Source organism: Youngiibacter fragilis 232.1, from assembly GCF_000495435.3.
In the GTDB taxonomy this organism is placed as follows: domain Bacteria; phylum Bacillota; class Clostridia; order Clostridiales; family Clostridiaceae; genus Youngiibacter; species Youngiibacter fragilis.
In genome coordinates this window covers 1-16,485 of record NZ_AXUN02000090.1, presented here as the reverse complement: position 1 = coordinate 16,485, position 16,485 = coordinate 1, and the positions used below count along the sequence as shown (strand labels likewise).

Genomic DNA, 16,485 nt, shown 5'->3' with positions numbered 1-16,485 from the left:
ATTGATTTCAATTGCAAATGGGCCGTCGCAAGACGGCCCATAAACATGCGCTGATATATTCAAAAATGGAATTGCAGTGCAATATTCAATTTCTGCGGGCCTTCTTGGAAGACAGGTCTGGTTCAGGAAGCTCACATTTGTTCACCTTATTGTTGAAGTTCCTCGGGAAGTCGTCCATCTGGACTAATATTGAAGGCACCATATAGGCTGGCAGCAATGTTTTAAGGAAATCAAGGAAATCAGTGGTTTGAACCTTTTTTTCCGCAATGAAGTAGCCGCATAACACATTCGTACCGCCATCATCCTGGAATGCCTTCACTGATGTTTCAAGTACGTCTGGATATTTAAGCATGGCATTCTCAACCTCAGTAGCCTCTACACGGAATCCTCTGATTTTCATCATCCAGTCTTTTCGGCCGATATATTCCATATTACCGTCAGGCAGCATACGTACAATATCACCTGACTTGTAGATCCTTTCAAAACCAGGCTCTTCTGAAAACCTGTTGCGGATGAACTGCTGTGCAGTCTTAGCCTGGTTGTTGAGGTATCCCAATGAAACCTGGGGTCCGGCAATACATATCTCACCAGGGCTTCCTTCCGGTACAAGGTTTTCATCCTCATCAAGAATGTAGCATTTGAGAGTATCCTTGACCTTGCCTATAGGGTATGTCCTGGCTTCATACTCAATATGGAAAGTTGTCGAATAGTTGCATGTTTCAGAGGAGGAATAGACATTGATAATATCATAGTGCCGCTTCTTTAGGTTGCGTGTCGGTTCGCTTCCTACTACAAGAGTCTTTAATGTAGTGTTGTCTTCATCAATCTGAATGAATTTTGAAGCCATGTGAGGTGGCAGAAATGTGAATGTAATCTTGTGGCTTTTATAGTGTTCTGCAAGGGCTCTGATATTCTTGCGGATATCTGTTGGAATAATATCCACAGTTCCACCAAGTGCCAGAATTGTGAATATGTCATTAAGCACTGCAACAAAGGACAGGCTCGCAAACAAGCCGCATACATCATTCGTCCCCATGTTGAGGAATTTGTGGCTCTTGGCGAGCTCAGCCACGTTCCTGTGGCTGATCATTACACCTTTTGGATTTCCTGTAGAACCGGAGGTGAATATGACGACAGCAAGGTCATCATCACTAAACTGAGTTTTAGGATCCTGAGGCGTACATTCAAGGTCTTCAAAGAATGTCTCAGTTATCGTGAGAGGGGACTTGCATTCACTCTGCATGTATTCGATTCGCTGCTCCGGATAGCTTGGGTCTATGAATACATATGCGCAGTGGGACTTCCAGACTCCGATCATTGCTGCTATGGCATTCATGGAACGTTCCATCATTATGCTGATTATGCTTCCACTCTCAATGCCAAGGCCAATGATTCTCCAGGATACCTGGTCAGACAACAGGTCAAGCTCGATATAGGTCATCGACTTGTCACCGTGAACAAGTGCTGTCTTGTCTGGATAGGACTTTGAAGCAGATCTGAACATTTCGCAGAAATTGCTCAAGGTTGAAATATCCAGATCAGTTTCATTAGAAATAGGATAACCGCTTTTCATTGTATGATCTCCCCCTAATACCTGCCTTCAATATTGCCAAATTCAGCTGACTGAACGGCTTATTCAATTACTAATAAGCAAAAAGCATGCCATTGATGGTTATTATGATCAGTTGCATATTGACGGATCAATATGAGGCGATTCGAATACCTTCCATCATTTAGAGACTGCCCTTAATATGGCAATAACACTATTTTACCCGCAATTCAGCAGGATAAAAACTCGGTAGTGCACATTTATTCCAGTTTATCCAATCTTAACGGTGATTCCTGATGATGAATTTGAAAAACTGAATTCACTGGATATCATGAGTTAATCATATGCGGTGCTGATGAGTATTTTCGATTGCACTTGTATTTTACTCAAGTTTAATAAGAAGAAATATCCAGGTGAATTGTAGGTTCTAAATGAAAGAAGTGGGAGGGTCCTTGTACATGGCAGTGTCAAGAACAGACTACTCCGTAAGTGTTGAATATGAAGATATGATTGTGTGGTCTGAATCGTCTGACATAATTTTTTCATATCAATATTTATACGAAAATATAAAGTGTGTTTCAAAAAAACTGTGCTATAATGCACTCAAAGACCACAGGGGGGATGGCAATCAAATGAATGGCAAATACAATACCATAACCATGGATTTCATAAACAAGTGGGACAACAATTTCCTTCTGGACATACTCGATGACATATCTGATATTGTAATGATCAATGACCTAGAAACAAGGATCGTGTACGTGAACAAGGCATATGAAAAGATTTTGGGAGTTCCGCAGAAAAAGGCGATAGGGAAAAAACTGAGTGATATCGAGCCGAACGCCACTGCAATAAAGGTAATGAACCGCGGAATAGCCTCCCATTATATAGTGGAAGAACTCAAGTCGGTTGGGATATCAGCTGTCGGGGTATCATTTCCAATTTTCAAGGAAGGGATTCTGATGGGGGCAGTCTCAATATTCAATGACCTGACTCAACTGAACGCACTATCTGAAGAGCTTCACAGGACACAGGAAATCTCGAAATATTATCAGGACCAGTTGGAGAAGAGAAAGCTCTCACCTTCATTCTCAGAATACGTATGTACGAATGAAAAGACCAGGGAAGTCCTTTTCCTTGCCAGCAAAGTTGCCAAGACAGACAGCACCATACTTATAAGGGGGGAGAGCGGGGTAGGCAAGGAAGTGCTGGCCAGGGCAATATGCAGGGAAAGCAAAAGAAGCGGGATGCCGTTCATTAAGGTGAATTGCGCATCGATACCGGAGAACCTGCTTGAAAGCGAGCTTTTCGGATATGACGAAGGTGCGTTTACTGGTGCGAGAAAGGGCGGCAAGATGGGTAAATTCGAACTTGCAAAAGGAGGAACGATCTTTCTCGATGAAATAGGGGATATGACCTTCAACATGCAGGCGAAGATCCTCAGAGTGATCCAGGAGAAGGAATTCGAAAGGGTCGGGGGCACGAAGACGCTGCCGCTTGACGTAAGGATAATTACAGCTACGAACAGGGACCTGGAGTCCATGATTGCAGATGGGACCTTCAGAAGCGACCTTTACTACAGGCTTAATGTCATTCCTTTAAATCTCCCTTCACTTCGTGAAAGGAAGGATGACATCATACCTCTTTCAAGGACGATACTTGAAAACCTTAATAAAGGTTGCGGAGAGAGTGTGACGATCTCTCCTGAGGTAGCTATACTGTTCCAGAAATATGACTGGCCCGGAAATATAAGGGAGCTTGGAAATGTACTTGAGCATGGGAATATTGTTCGTACCGGCGACAGGATAGAGATCAAGGACCTCCCGAAATATCTGCTTCCCTACAAGCTCGATATCGGAAATGAGTCATTCGAGACATTTGACCTTAAAACAAATGTAGAAATACTTGAGAAGGGACTGATCAAGGAGTCTCTGAAGAGGAACAGCTTTAACAAGAGCAAGGCAATGGATGAGCTGGGAATTTCAAGAAGGAACTTCTATGAGAAACTGGCGAGGTATGACCTTGTTGATTTCTGTGATGAAAATTCCAAGACTGTAAAATAATTCTAGCTATCGAATAATATTATGCAAGCTGGCCGCCTTTTAGGCGGTTTTTCTTTTCAGTTTTTATAGCTGTATACTTTGTATACTGATGTCAGGAGGCACTGTTTTATTAATGTATAGAATGGATACGCATTTAGCGCGTTATCCATTCTTTTTGCTTTTTCATATCTTCCAATCAAAATAATAGGATGATTATTGTGTAAAAAAGAGGGGTATACCACTTGATTCTTGTCAAAATTGATTGTTTTGAACAAATATTGACTTTTTTTTCAAATCGTCAATATGTTGGCACGCTGTTTGCTTAAAGGAGTGTGTAAACAATTAATTATCATTAGGAGGTAAAAAAATGCCAGTAGGAACTTTTGAACAGTATTATGACAGGTTGGTGGCAATGAAGCCGAACATTTATGTTGGCGGAGAGGTAATCGGAAGGTCTGATCCAAGGCTCGCAGGTGGAATATATGTCATGAGACAGACATTCGACTGCGCACACGATGACAGATACAAGGAGTATTGCACAGCAACATCACACATTACAGGAGAAACCATAAACAGGTTCACACATGTTCACCAGACAAGGGATGACCTGTTCAACAAGCAGAAGATGACAAAGCTTCTGTCCCACAGGGTCGGCGGCTGTATCCAGAGATGCATGGGCATAGATGCCATCAACGCTCTCTCGGTTGTTACTTATGAGATGGATACGGCACTTGGAACAAAGTACAACGAGAACTTCCTTAAGTTTCTGGCTTACGTGCAGGAAAATGACATAGTAGCTAACTGTGCACAGACAGATGTAAAGGGTGACAGACTTCTGAGACCATCGGAGCAGCCGGATCCTGACATGTATCTGAGGGTAGTCGAGACAAGGCCTGATGGAATAATAGTAAGAGGCGCAAAATCGTGTAACTCAGCTGCACCATATGTTGATGAGATAATCGTAACTCCAACAAGGTTCATGGGACCTGCAGACGCTGCATATGCTGTATCCTTTGCAATACCTGCCGATTGGGAAGGAGTCAAGATTGCGGCACTTCCAGGAGTGAGGCACAAGAGGGAGTACATTGATGCTCCAATCGCAAAGGTAGGAGACATGGAGTCACTGACTATTTTCGACGACGTGTTCATACCAAACGACAGGATATTCATGAACGGACTTGCAGACCCAAGACAGACTCCATACGCAGGATTCCTTGCCCTCATGTTCGCACATTTCCACAGGCACTCATATACAGGATGCAAGCCTGCGACTTCAGAGGTAATAGCCAGTGAAGCAGCACTTGTTGCAGAGTACAACGGAATAGCCAAGGCTTCGCATGTCCAGGGCAAGCTTGCACACATCATTGGATTAGCTGAGCTTGTATATGCTGCAGGAATCGCAAGTGCAGTGAAGGCTGAAAAGTCCCCATCAGGAACCATGATACCTGACGAGATACTTACAAACGCCGGCAGAAAGCTTGCTGGAGAAGAGATATACAATGAGAACAAGATCCTTGCCGACCTTGCAGGCGGACTTATAGCGACACTTCCGCTGGAAAAGGAATTCTATTCGGAGGGAGTAGGAGAACTTCTTCATAAGTACATCATGAGAAATCCTAAGATCTCAGCCGAAAATATACACAGATGCTTCAGGATGATCGAAGACCAGATGATATCCGAGTTCGGAGGAGCAATGATAGTTGCCGGACTTCATGGAGGCGGATCTCCACAGATGGAGGAAGTTGCAATGATGTCAAGGTACGACCTGGAAGAGCTGAAGGGCATAGCAAAATATCTTGCAGGAATCGAGCCTGAAATTCCGATATACGACAGGAAATATGTGACACCAAGAAAGATACTCGAGAAATTCAAGAAGTACGACAATTAATTCATAATAATGACCTTGAGCGATATTACAAAATATCGCTCAAGACATATTGGAGGAAGATCATGGAAGGAAAGCCGGTAGGTGTAATAGGTATAGTGGGTGCTGGGACAATGGGCACAGGTATCGCCCAGGTCGTAGCAGCCATGGGCTACAAGGTAATTTTGAGAGATATAAAGCTGTCATTTGTTGAAGCCTCGGTTGGCAGGATAGGCAAACAGCTGGCAAAGTCAGTAGAAAAGGGGAAGATCACTGAAGCCCAGAAGGAAGAGACCATGGCAAGATTCGTCATGACCGAGAACCTTCAGGATTTCAAGGATGTGGATATTGTTATTGAGGCAGTCCTTGAAAATATGGACCTTAAGAAGGCGATCTTCAAAGAATTGAACGATGTCTGCAAGGCAGGCACTATCTTCGCTTCAAACACATCGTCAATGTCTATAACAGAGATAGGAAAAGAATCAGGAAGACCAGACAGATTCTGCGGTATACATTTCTTCAACCCGGCACCTGTCATGAGGCTGGTAGAGGTTATTTCAGGCTTGAGGACTTCTGATGAGACCATTGCCAAGGCGCTGGAGTTTACTCTTTCACTTGGAAAGACACCTGTTGAAGTCAAGAAGGATTCTCCGGGATTCATAGTCAACAGGCTTCTCATACCGTTCATGAACGAAGCTGCAAGGCTTTATGCAGAGGGTGTTGCTTCAGTTGAGGATATTGACACTGCCGTAAAGCTTGGTCTTAACCATCCTATGGGACCATTCCAGCTGCTTGATTTCGGAGGGATTGACCTTAGTGTGACAATTTCAAATTACTTCAGTGACGAATTCAATGACAATGGGTATGCACCACAGCCTGTACTCAAGCAGATGGTGAGGGCAGGGAAGACTGGAATGAAGAGCGGAGAAGGATTCTACAAGTATTAGGGTTTTGGAGGTGTTTTTATGTACAAGGAATTTGAAAATATAATCCTGGAAACCAAGGGCAGCATCTCCACAATAACAATCAACAGACCTCATGTAATGAATGCCCTATGCAAAGGGCTGCATAACGACATTGTTGAGGCGTTGGACATTATAAGGAAGGATCAATCGATAAGGGTGCTGATCCTGACCGGAGGAAAGAAAGCATTCGTTGCAGGGGCTGACATCAAGGAGATGATGGAGGCTGATTCGTTCGAAGCTGAACGCACAGCCTCTCAGGCCCACTTCACCAACGACTTCATTGAAGCACTTCCAATACCGGTAATAGCAGCGATATGCGGACCTGCCCTCGGAGGAGGCTGCGAAATCGCCATGGCCTGTGATTTCAGGATTGCTGGTGAGAAAGCCATGTTCGGACTTCCCGAAACAGGACTTGGAGTAATTCCCGGCGCAGGAGGGACACAAAGGCTCGTGACCCTTGTTGGACCGGTGAAGGCAAAGGAAATGGTTATGGCTGGCAAGGTCATACGCGGTAAGGAAGCATTTGACACAGGACTTGTCACAATGTGTGTTTCTGATGATGAAGTGATGAATGAAGCCACAAGACTTGCAGAGAAGCTGTGCGAGAAGCCTGCAGCAGCACTTCAGTATGCTAAGGCAGCAATAAATCATGCGGTTGAAAATGGCATAAGCACAGGTAAAAAGTATGAGAAGTCATTGTTTTCGCTTTGTTTTGAAACCGAAGACCAGAAAGAGGGGATGAAAGCTTTCGTTGAGAAGCGTCCGCCCCTGTTCAACCATAAGAGATGACACTATAAGATATGAAAGGAAACGGATGCTCATGAAAGTAATAAAATCCAGTGAGATTTGCAGCCTGATAAAAGATGGGGATATGGTCTTCTACCCGGGGATAACTCTTGGAGGTTTTGCAGAGGAATCAGTAATCGAGATAGAGAAAAGCTTTCTGGCCACAGGACACCCGAGAGATCTGACAGTGTACTGGCAGTCTGGAGTAGGAAACAGAGGAGACAGAGGCTTCGCCCATATGGCGTATGAGGGCCTTCTTAAAAGAGGCGTTGGCGGACACCTCAAGGGGTGCGGACCTGCAGTTGAAAGACTTGCAGGCGAGAACAAGGCTGAGATTTACAATTTTCCGCAGGGTGTGATGGCTACGATGCCAAGGTACATAGCCGCAAAAAAGCCTGGGGTCATCACAAAGGTAGGTCTGGGAACCATGATGGACCCGAGACAGGGCGGTGGTGCAATGAACCAGAAGGCAAGGGATGCAGAGGATCTTGTCGAGATAATCAATATCCATGGTGAAGAATGGCTTCTATACAAACTGCCCAAAATTGATGTAACCATAATCAGAGGAACATATGCTGATGAAAAAGGAAATATTTCAATAAAGAAAGAAGGCTACCAGCTAGGTCAGCTTGCACTGGCAGAGGCAGCTAAGGCATGCGGCGGTATAGTGATATGCCAGGTTGAGAAGATAATAAGCTCAGGAGCAATACCTCCAAAGGAGGTCAAGGTTCCAGGGATCATGGTCGACTACGTTTATGTAGCTAAGCCGGAATATCACTGGCAGACTGCACAGACAGTATATAATCCGGTGTATGCGGGTGAATATAAGGTTCCGCTCGACAGCATACCGCTTGAGAAGCTGAGTCCGAGGAAAGTTATCGCAAGAAGAGCTGCCATGGAGCTTTCACCATACAGCGTGGTAAATCTTGGTGTTGGTATTCCAGAAGCTGTCTCATCCGTAGCCACTGAAGAGAATGTTTTGCATCTCTTGACACTTACAACGGAAGCAGGCGGAATCGGCGGTGTCCCAGCCAACAAGCATGATTTCGGCTGTTGCTGGAATGCGGACGCAACGCTTGAGATGGCTGACCAGTTCGACTTTTACGATGGCGGAGGACTTGATTTCGGATGCCTTGGGGCACTTCAGATAGACGAGAAGGGAAATGTCAACTCGAGCATGCTGAATGGCGGCGGTATAGGTGTCGGAGGTTTCATGAATGTTGCAGGAGGATCCAAGAAGATAGTATTCACGACAATATTCTGCGGCGGAATGGAAGCCAGGCTCGGTGATGGAAAGCTTGAGATAACCAGGGAAGGCGACATAAAGAAGTTCACAAATGCTCTTGAACAGATATCCTTCAATGGGGAACTTGCGATAAAGGACAAAAAGGAAGTAATGTTCGTGACTGAAAGGGCTGTGTTTGAGCTTACTGAAGCTGGTGTTGAGCTAAAGGAAGTTGCACCGGGAATCTCAATAGAGGAAGATATATTGGACCAGATGGACTTCATGCCGATAATCAAGGATGTCAAGCTTATGCCTGCTGGGATCTTCAATGAGAAGTGGGGCGGCCTGGCTGAGGTGATGGAGAGGAAAATGAAGGGATAGGGGAGGAATTATGGATAATGTATCACTGGCCAGTCTTGGCCCTGTAGTCAAGAAGACTGAAGGTGCGGCAATAGTAGACCTGAAAGATGGAATAGCCGGACTGGTATTGACAGATGGAAAGGGCAAGATAAGCCACAAATCGGCAAAATGGGCAGCTGAAGCCATAAAGGAAATTGAAGATAAAGTTGAAGGCATTGTAGTGTTTCCAAATGGTGAGAATTTCTGCTGCGGGAATATCGACACTGATTGTGAAGACCCATATACAGTCGCAAAGAGCATCCAAAGTCTTTCATCAGCAATCAGGCATTACAACAAGCCTGTGGTTGCAGTCCTTAAAGGCATGGTACTTGGCGCAGGCTATGACATTGCACTGAATTGCCATGCTATCATTGCAGAGCCAACTGGGGTATCTGCCGGGTATGATTTTCGTGAAAACAATTATCCGCCGATGGGTGGAGGACTGACCGCACAGATAATAGAGGCATACTCGAGAGGCGAAGACATACCTGGCATTGACCTCGTTCCAGTAATGAAAAAGCTGCAGGGGAGCATATGCTTCCCGAAGAAGACAGAAACTACCGCAGAAATGGTAAGCCAGGGAATACTGCCCAAAGGTATTAAAATAGCATCACCGGGTGAGGATGTCCTTAACAAGGGAAAGATCAAGGCAAAGAACATGAACCTTGAAGGGTACGACCCGATTCCTCAGAAGAAGATTTCTGTGCTGGGAAAAACCGGAAGTGCAGCTCTTAAGATAATGGCAGTAAACATGTATATGGGTGGGTTCATGAGCGATTCGGCATATGATATTGCGGTTGCAGTCGGGAATGTAATAGGTGGCGGTGCGGTACCGAAAGGAACCGAGGTGACTGAAGCCCAGCTCCTGGAGCTTGAGGCGAGAGGTTACCAGGAGGCTTGCCTGTCGAAGGACAGGACGGGTGAGGTGGCAAGATGAGAGAAGTAGTTATTGTAAGCTATGCAAGGTCTGCGGTAGGTAAAGCACCTAAAGGACTGTTGAAGTACACAAGACCTGAAGAACTTGCAGGACAGGTGATCAAGGGACTTCTTGCCCGTACGCCCGGTCTTTCACCTGAACTGGTTGAAGAGGTTGTAATGGGTAATGCTTTCCCGGAAGCTGAACAAGGAGTAAATATCGGAAGGATAGCGGCATCGCTGGCTGGGCTTCCTGACAGCACTGCAGCCCAGACTGTAAACAGGTTCTGCGCATCCGGGGTGCAGTCAATCGCCACGGCGCATAATGCAATTCTTGCGGGAAACATAGACATAGCCATAGCTGGTGGTGTTGAAAGCATGAGCACGATTCCGGGTGGCGGGAACATGAACTTTCCTAATCCTAAGCTTCTTGCAGTTCAGGCAGGCCATTACCTGTCAATGGGAGTGACTGCTGAAAATGTAGCTTCAAAGTACAATGTGAGCAGAGAGAAGCAGGACCTTATGGCTGCAAGGAGTCACAACAGGGCTGAGGCTGCTCAGAAGAGCGGACTGTTCAGGGAAGAGATAATTGACATTGAAGCAGTAAGGCCTCTTGCTGACGGCACCGGTGAAGAGAAGTTCATATTCAACCAGGATGAAGGAATACGCTACGGTTCAAAGTTCGAGGACCTTTCGAAGCTGAGGCCTGTATTCAAGGCAAATGGATCTGTGACAGCCGGGAATTCATCACAGACAAGCGATGGTGCAGGTTTCGTCATGCTAATGGAAAAAAGGACCGCCATAAGTCTGGGACTGAAACCATTGGCGAGGATCAGAGCATTTTCTGCAGTTGGAGTGTCGCCTGACATAATGGGAGTAGGGCCTATGTATGCCATACCTAAGGCGTTGAAACAGGCAGGAATGACACTAAAGGACATCGGTCTCATAGAACTCAATGAAGCTTTCGCATCTCAGGCTATAGCGTGCATAGAGGCTTTGGGCATCAATGAGGAGATTACCAATGTCAACGGCGGTGCGATAGCTTTGGGTCACCCGTTGGGCGGAAGCGGTGCCGTACTTACTTCAAAACTTTTCAGCGAGATGAAAAGAAGAAATGAAAGTGTTGGAATGGTAAGCATGTGTGTCGGCGGTGGAATGGGTGCAGCGATTATCTATGAAATGATATAAGTGAGGTAGGATTATGGGAAATCTTGAGGAAAAGGTTAAGAATGTCATTGAGAGTGAAATCAACGTCAAGCTCCTTGAGCATGATGGGTGGGTAGAACTTGTAAGAATCGAGGGCGATGTGGCAAATGTGAGATTCAGGGGAGCCTGCAGCAGTTGCGGATCGACACAAGATACATTGGATACAGTCCTCAAGCCAAGCCTGACTGCCATTGATGGAATACGTGATGTCAGGATGATCTCCGATGTAAGCGAGGAGCTGCTGATGTTTGCAAGGAGTCTCATGACTCATAGAGGTTAGCTGAATTTTGTCTCTGCCTAATGGCAGGGACTTTTTTTAAGGGCGGCAATTCTGCCGCCCTTTGATGCTTACGATGTTTATTGCAGGCTGTTCTCCGGAAGGTTCAGACCCTGCTCGATAAGGTCAAGTATGACAGACCTTTCCCTGAGTCCATTACCTATAAGCTCGGCCAGTCCCTGGATGATGAGGGTCACCATCAGCTCAGGATGCCGTATGTTCAGTGCTCCCGATGAGGTTCCTTCAGCCATGAGGGCATTGATGACGTCGGTGGTGGTGTTTGTAAGCCTTGCCTTTATTATGTCATAGAGCTGGCTGCTGTAGACGAGGCTTGTGACTTTGCCAGTCCCTTCGTCGAGTATCCCGAATGAAGCAAGGAACATGTCAACTACCATTGTGATCCTTTGATTGAAGCCCATATCCTTCCTCTCAAGTGACGAGTTGATGCTCCTTTCAATCGAGTCCATGATATGGTCGGCGACAGCGGCTATGATTTCGTCCTTTGATTTGAAGTAGTAGTAGAAGAGCCCCTGTGCAACACCAACGGTTTTGACAATCTGGCTGACAGGTGTGTTGTCTATCCCCTGTGCTATGAAAAGCTCCCTTGCAGTCTCAACTATTTCCTGTCTGCGTTCTTCCCTGGGCTTTGATATTCTCAAGGTGCACCTCCTAATCAACTGACTTCAGTGATTCGACCATGTTGATCTTCTTCAGCCTGAAGTACATTACAAAATTCACTATGAACGAGAATCCCATCGTGAGTACCACCGCATAGATGTAGCTTGGCCAGAGTATCTCTCTGCCGAACATTATATAGTCAAGCTCTACTGTGGCTATGATGTATATGTGGAGCAGGTAGCCGAGAACAAGTCCCAGCAGGCTTCCGATGAAGCTCAGGATAATGTTCTCGCGGAATACGTATGTTGAAACCTCCTTGTCCCTGAAGCCCAGCACCTTGATTGTCGCAATCTCCCTCATCCTTTCAGTTATGTTGATGTTCGTGAGGTTGAAGAGGACAACAAACGCCAGGGCTCCTGATGCGATGATCAGAACGAGGACTACCAGGTTGAAGGAGCCAAGTGACTTGGTGAAATCAAGTATTGATCCGGAGAGGAATACCGTTGCAAGCACATTCTTGTTTTCAAGGAGTTTTTCGCTCAGGGCAGCCTCCTTTTCCTTTGTAGATTCCTCCAGGTTGAACAGTATGGAGTTGTGCAGGGGTTCCTTTGAGAACACCTGAGAGTAGTATCCCTTGGAAATATAAATGTAGTGGAGCATGTAGTTTTCAGTGATTCCAGATACCTTGATGATGTATTTCTCCTTGTCAGGATTTTCTAGGGTGATCCTGTCACCCGGACCGACACCAAGAAGCATTGACAGCTTTTCGGAGATTACCGCCCCATCATCAGTAAGCTCAATCGGTGACCTTGTTCCCCTGTCCCTCAGGACTACGTAACTTGAAAGGCTTTCAGTATCATCAGGCGCAATAAGTGTAACCTCGTGTGACTTGCCTATGACATCAGATGATGCAGTCAGGCTCTCAGTGACGGCAAACATCTCATCTGTTACAGAAGGGTCTGTCCTGAGCATACCTATTACTTCGTCAGATGCAGGACCTGCATCGGCATCAAGGACTACCATTGCATCGTAGACCTGAAGTTCCTTGAAATGTGTCCCCATCATTGACAGGATGGAGTCTCTGAGACCGAAGCCTGTAAGCAGCAGCGCAGTGCATCCTGATATGCCTATTACGGTCATGAGGAACCTCTTTTTGTATCGGAAAAGGTTCCTTATCGTGACCTTCTTCATGAAGCTCATCCTGTCCCAGATGAACGGAATCCTTTCAAGGAGCACCTTCTTTCCGGGAGGCGGGGCTTTCGGAAGCATGAGCTGCGAAGGGCTTTCCTTAAGTGACTTTGCGGTTGCTGAGTACGCCGCAACAAGTGTCACGACAGTAGCAATGAAATACGAGATAAGGGCATAATCCCAATGGAATGGAGTGACAGGCGATGGAAGCAGGTACAGTATCTTGTAGGCTTCGATGATGATTGTCGGGAAAAGCGTGAATCCTATGGCGAAGCCTATGAGTGAACCAAGGGTGCTTGCAGCCAGGGCGTAGGTCGTATACTTTGCAGATATTGTGTTCTTTGCATAACCAAGTGCCTTTAGCGTACCTATCTGGGTCCTTTCCTCTTCCACCATCCTGGTCATTGTTGTCAGGCATACGAGAGATGCCACTAAAAAGAAGAACAGCGGGAATACCTTCGCCACATTCCCGATCCTCAGCGAATCATCCTCGAAATTTGTATATCCGGGATTGTCGTCCCTGGTGAAAACATACCATTCACCCTTGATGTCCTTGAGCTTGTCTTCGGCATCCCTGAGCTCGTTCTCTGCGTCAATGAACTCCGAGTCAGCCTTTGCAATGCCTTCCTCATATGCTGCGAGACCTTCCCTGTAGTCTGCCCAGCCCTGGTCAAGCTTTGCCCGGCCTGCATCAAGCTCTGCATTCAGTGTCTTCTCGCTTGCATCAAGGGCCTTTTCCGCCTGGTCAAGGGACTTGTCATTCTTTTCAAGGGTGCTTCTTGCAGCTGCCAGCTGCTTCTTTCCTTCCTCTATTTCTCTGCCTGCAGCTTCAATCTGTCCGGTCATGTCAGCTGCCAGCCGTACCATATCATCATATCTGGTCCTGTTTTCTTCAATGAAGGCGGAAAGCCTGGCAAGCTCATCCTCGCTGAGCGACCCTGTCTCATTGAACTTCCTGATGAGAACATTTATCTCCTCTATGTCTTCCCTGATGCCCTCCGGATCATCAAGCTCATCAAGTGGGGGCAGGTTGTACTCCATAGCAAGATCATCATATTCATCGCCGTATTCACCCTGATACTGTGCAATAAGTTCACGCAGAACCGACAGGTCTTCCGAATCAGCAAGACCCTCGGTTGGGATCTCAGGAACCACCGGGACCTCACCTTCACCTGTTTGGATGTATTCAAGCATCCTGTCATATGCATCCTCGGCTGGTTGAAGCCCAAGGTCCATTTCATCAATCAGCCTCTTCGACTCAGCGAGAAGCAGTAGAGGAATCCTGAGCTCTTCCTCCGCAGCGGTTATCTTTGCGAGGTTCTTGTCGTATTCTGCCCATCCGGCGGAAATCTGTCTTCTTCCGGCAGCAATCTGGGCTCTGCCGTCAGCTATCTGCTTCCTGTATTTCGCGTCATTGGCCTTAAGCTCAGTTTCACCTGCCTCCAGCTGGTCTCTGGCATCATTCAGCTTTACCAGGGCATCATCAAGTTCAACATATGCCTTCTTCTTTTCGTCGTTCAGTTCAGCCCAGCCATCTGCTATCTTTGTCCTTAGCTCGTCCAGCTCCTGGGCTATCCTTTCCTTTCCGAGCGCAGTGAAGTCTGACTTCAATGCTGATACCTTCTCATCGTACTCTTCCGAGTAAGTGCTGATTTCCTTGAGACCTGTTCCGGTCACATAAACCTCTGTTATTCGTTCGAAAGTGAAGGCATCCTTCGGTACCAGCATGTAGAACCGTATGTTCCCGTCACCTATGGTTGTCTGGCCCCTCGACTGGTCGATGTACATCGGCGACCGCATCTTTCCTACTATTGTGTAGGTATCTTCTATAAGGCTGTCCTCAAGTTCTTCTCCCGAAGGGGCTTCCATTGTCACTTGGGAGCCCAGGCTGAAGGATGACGGTACGTTCGGGGAATCCTCTATCAGGACTTCATTTGAGGCAGCAGGATATCTTCCCTCAGTGAGGATAACTCTGTTCATCGAGCTTTCGACCGCTTCCGATCCGATATCGTAAGCATAAAGCCGGACAGTGCTCTTGTCTTCACCTGAAATCGCAAAGATATCCTTGGTATGGGATTCCCTTACATCCTTGACCCCTTCGGTCCCCCTGATCATCTCAAGGTCCGACTCCCGGAAGCCCATCGGCGACAGAAGACGAAGGTCCATGAGGTTCATCTCGTCAAAATACTTGTCACTTGTAAGCCTCATGTCAGGGCTTGTCGCATTGATCCCGGCATAGAAGCCTACTCCTATGGATATGATGGCTGTTATCGAAAGAAACCTGGGAAGGGTTCGCCTTATGGCCCTTACCAGGTCTGTGAGGAGGGATCTGTTGAACATTACCATTCTATCCTTTCGACGGGCAGCGGATTGCTGTTGACCTCAACCGACAATACCTTGCCGCTCTTCATGCGGATGACCCTGTCAGCCATTGCGGTGATTGCGGCATTATGTGTAATGACCACGACAGTCATGCCGGTCTTCCTGCAGGTATCCTGGAGAAGCTTCAGGATCTGCTTGCCTGTCTGGTCATCAAGTGCTCCTGTAGGCTCATCGCATAGCAGAAGCTTTGGGTTCTTGGCCAGAGCCCTCGCTATGGAGACCCTCTGCTGTTCACCGCCTGAGAGCTGTGACGGGAAGTTGTACATCCTGTCCTCAAGACCGACCAGCTTAAGAACCTCTTTGGCATCAAGCGGATTCCTGCTTATCTCTGCAGCGAGCTCTACATTTTCCTTTGCAGTCAGATTCTGTATCAGGTTGTAGAACTGGAATACGAAGCCTATGTCGTAGCGCCTGTAATCTGTAAGCATCCTGGAGTTGTAGCCATGTATTTCGCTGCCGTCGACAGTGATCCTGCCGGTATCGGACATGTCCATGCCTCCGAGAATGTTGAGGATGGTGCTCTTTCCTGCTCCGCTCTGGCCGACGACCACCGCGAATTCACCCTTCTCTATGCTGAAGCTGACCATGTCGGCTGCAACTATGCTTATTTCACCCATCTTGTAGCTTTTTGTGACTTCACTTAAAGCTATATAACTCATATGATCATCCCTTGCTTTCGTTCTTAAGTCAATTCTAGTACACTACTGACTGACAGTCAATCAGTTAACGGATTATTAAGGTATTCTGTTAGAGCCGCGAAATTTTGACATAGAGTAGCCATGCTTGCCTGTCCGTAAATTGACGGATATACTGGCAGAGAGGAAGAATTGAATAGAAAGGAAAGAACCCCTCCCTGAATTCCGCCTACGAAACTGAATCAGAGAAGGGTTCCCACTAAAATTAATTAGCATGGTTATTTTATCAGAATTCAGGCTAGATAGGAAGGGGGAATCTCTCTTCGTAAGGAGCCATGAGGTGAATTCTTGTCCTGTTTGCGGAGGGTCACTTAGGGTTATCGGTTCCAGGGGGAGAAGCTACGTTAAGACTAACGGCAATACAGTCAGGTTAG

General features: G+C 46.6%; 12 protein-coding genes. 8 read left to right on the top strand and 4 right to left on the bottom strand.

Features of this window, described 5'->3' with window-relative positions:
- Positions 1-85 precede the first annotated feature (85 nt).
- Positions 86-1,504 (bottom strand): amino acid adenylation domain-containing protein, encoded by a 1,419-nt coding sequence (locus T472_RS05370; RefSeq protein ID WP_207643949.1) that lies wholly within the window; start codon positions 1,502-1,504, stop codon positions 86-88.
- 677 nt (positions 1,505-2,181) lie between these two features.
- Here T472_RS05370 and T472_RS05365 point away from each other — a divergent pair.
- From T472_RS05365 to T472_RS05330, 8 genes are all read left to right on the top strand, one after another.
- Complete coding sequence (locus tag T472_RS05365) at positions 2,182-3,612, top strand: sigma-54 interaction domain-containing protein (RefSeq protein ID WP_040906787.1); 1,431 nt, start codon at positions 2,182-2,184, stop codon at positions 3,610-3,612.
- A 346-nt stretch (positions 3,613-3,958) separates the two neighbouring features.
- Positions 3,959-5,479 carry a 4-hydroxyphenylacetate 3-hydroxylase family protein gene (locus T472_RS05360; protein WP_023387823.1) on the top strand — a complete coding sequence of 507 codons (1,521 nt, stop codon included), beginning with the start codon at positions 3,959-3,961 and terminating at the stop codon, positions 5,477-5,479.
- Positions 5,480-5,541: 62 nt separating this feature from the next.
- A complete protein-coding gene (locus T472_RS05355) occupies positions 5,542-6,402 on the top strand; it encodes a 3-hydroxyacyl-CoA dehydrogenase family protein (RefSeq protein WP_023387824.1) in 861 nt (286 codons plus the stop codon).
- An 18-nt stretch (positions 6,403-6,420) separates the two neighbouring features.
- Positions 6,421-7,209 (top strand): enoyl-CoA hydratase/isomerase family protein, encoded by a 789-nt coding sequence (locus tag T472_RS05350; protein WP_023387825.1) that lies wholly within the window; start codon positions 6,421-6,423, stop codon positions 7,207-7,209.
- A 31-nt stretch (positions 7,210-7,240) separates the two neighbouring features.
- A complete protein-coding gene (locus T472_RS05345) occupies positions 7,241-8,812 on the top strand; it encodes an acyl CoA:acetate/3-ketoacid CoA transferase (protein ID WP_040906771.1) in 1,572 nt (523 codons plus the stop codon).
- 10 nt (positions 8,813-8,822) lie between these two features.
- Positions 8,823-9,767 (top strand): enoyl-CoA hydratase-related protein, encoded by a 945-nt coding sequence (locus T472_RS05340; RefSeq protein WP_023387827.1) that lies wholly within the window; start codon positions 8,823-8,825, stop codon positions 9,765-9,767.
- Complete coding sequence (locus T472_RS05335; RefSeq protein ID WP_023387828.1) at positions 9,764-10,933, top strand: thiolase family protein; 1,170 nt, start codon at positions 9,764-9,766, stop codon at positions 10,931-10,933. Before T472_RS05340 ends, T472_RS05335 begins: the two co-directional genes overlap by 4 nt.
- Before the next feature lie 13 nt (positions 10,934-10,946).
- Positions 10,947-11,231, top strand: a complete 285-nt coding sequence (locus tag T472_RS05330) for a NifU family protein (protein WP_023387829.1) — start codon at positions 10,947-10,949, stop codon at positions 11,229-11,231.
- Between the two features lie 77 nt (positions 11,232-11,308).
- Here T472_RS05330 and T472_RS05325 read toward each other — a convergent pair whose 3' ends face one another.
- Genes T472_RS05325 through T472_RS05315 form a run of 3 tightly spaced genes read right to left on the bottom strand, consistent with a single transcriptional unit; the run spans position 11,309 to position 16,075 of the window.
- The gene (locus T472_RS05325; RefSeq protein WP_023387830.1) at positions 11,309-11,887 is read right to left on the bottom strand and encodes a TetR/AcrR family transcriptional regulator; all 579 of its coding nucleotides are present in this window, start codon (positions 11,885-11,887) and stop codon (positions 11,309-11,311) included.
- Positions 11,888-11,897: 10 nt separating this feature from the next.
- Positions 11,898-15,374: an ABC transporter permease gene (locus T472_RS05320; RefSeq protein ID WP_023387831.1), complete on the bottom strand. Its 3,477-nt coding sequence runs from the start codon at positions 15,372-15,374 to the stop codon at positions 11,898-11,900.
- Positions 15,374-16,075, bottom strand: a complete 702-nt coding sequence (locus T472_RS05315; RefSeq protein WP_023387832.1) for an ABC transporter ATP-binding protein — start codon at positions 16,073-16,075, stop codon at positions 15,374-15,376. The genes T472_RS05320 and T472_RS05315 overlap by 1 nt, the downstream gene beginning before the upstream one ends.
- Positions 16,076-16,485 lie beyond the last annotated feature (410 nt).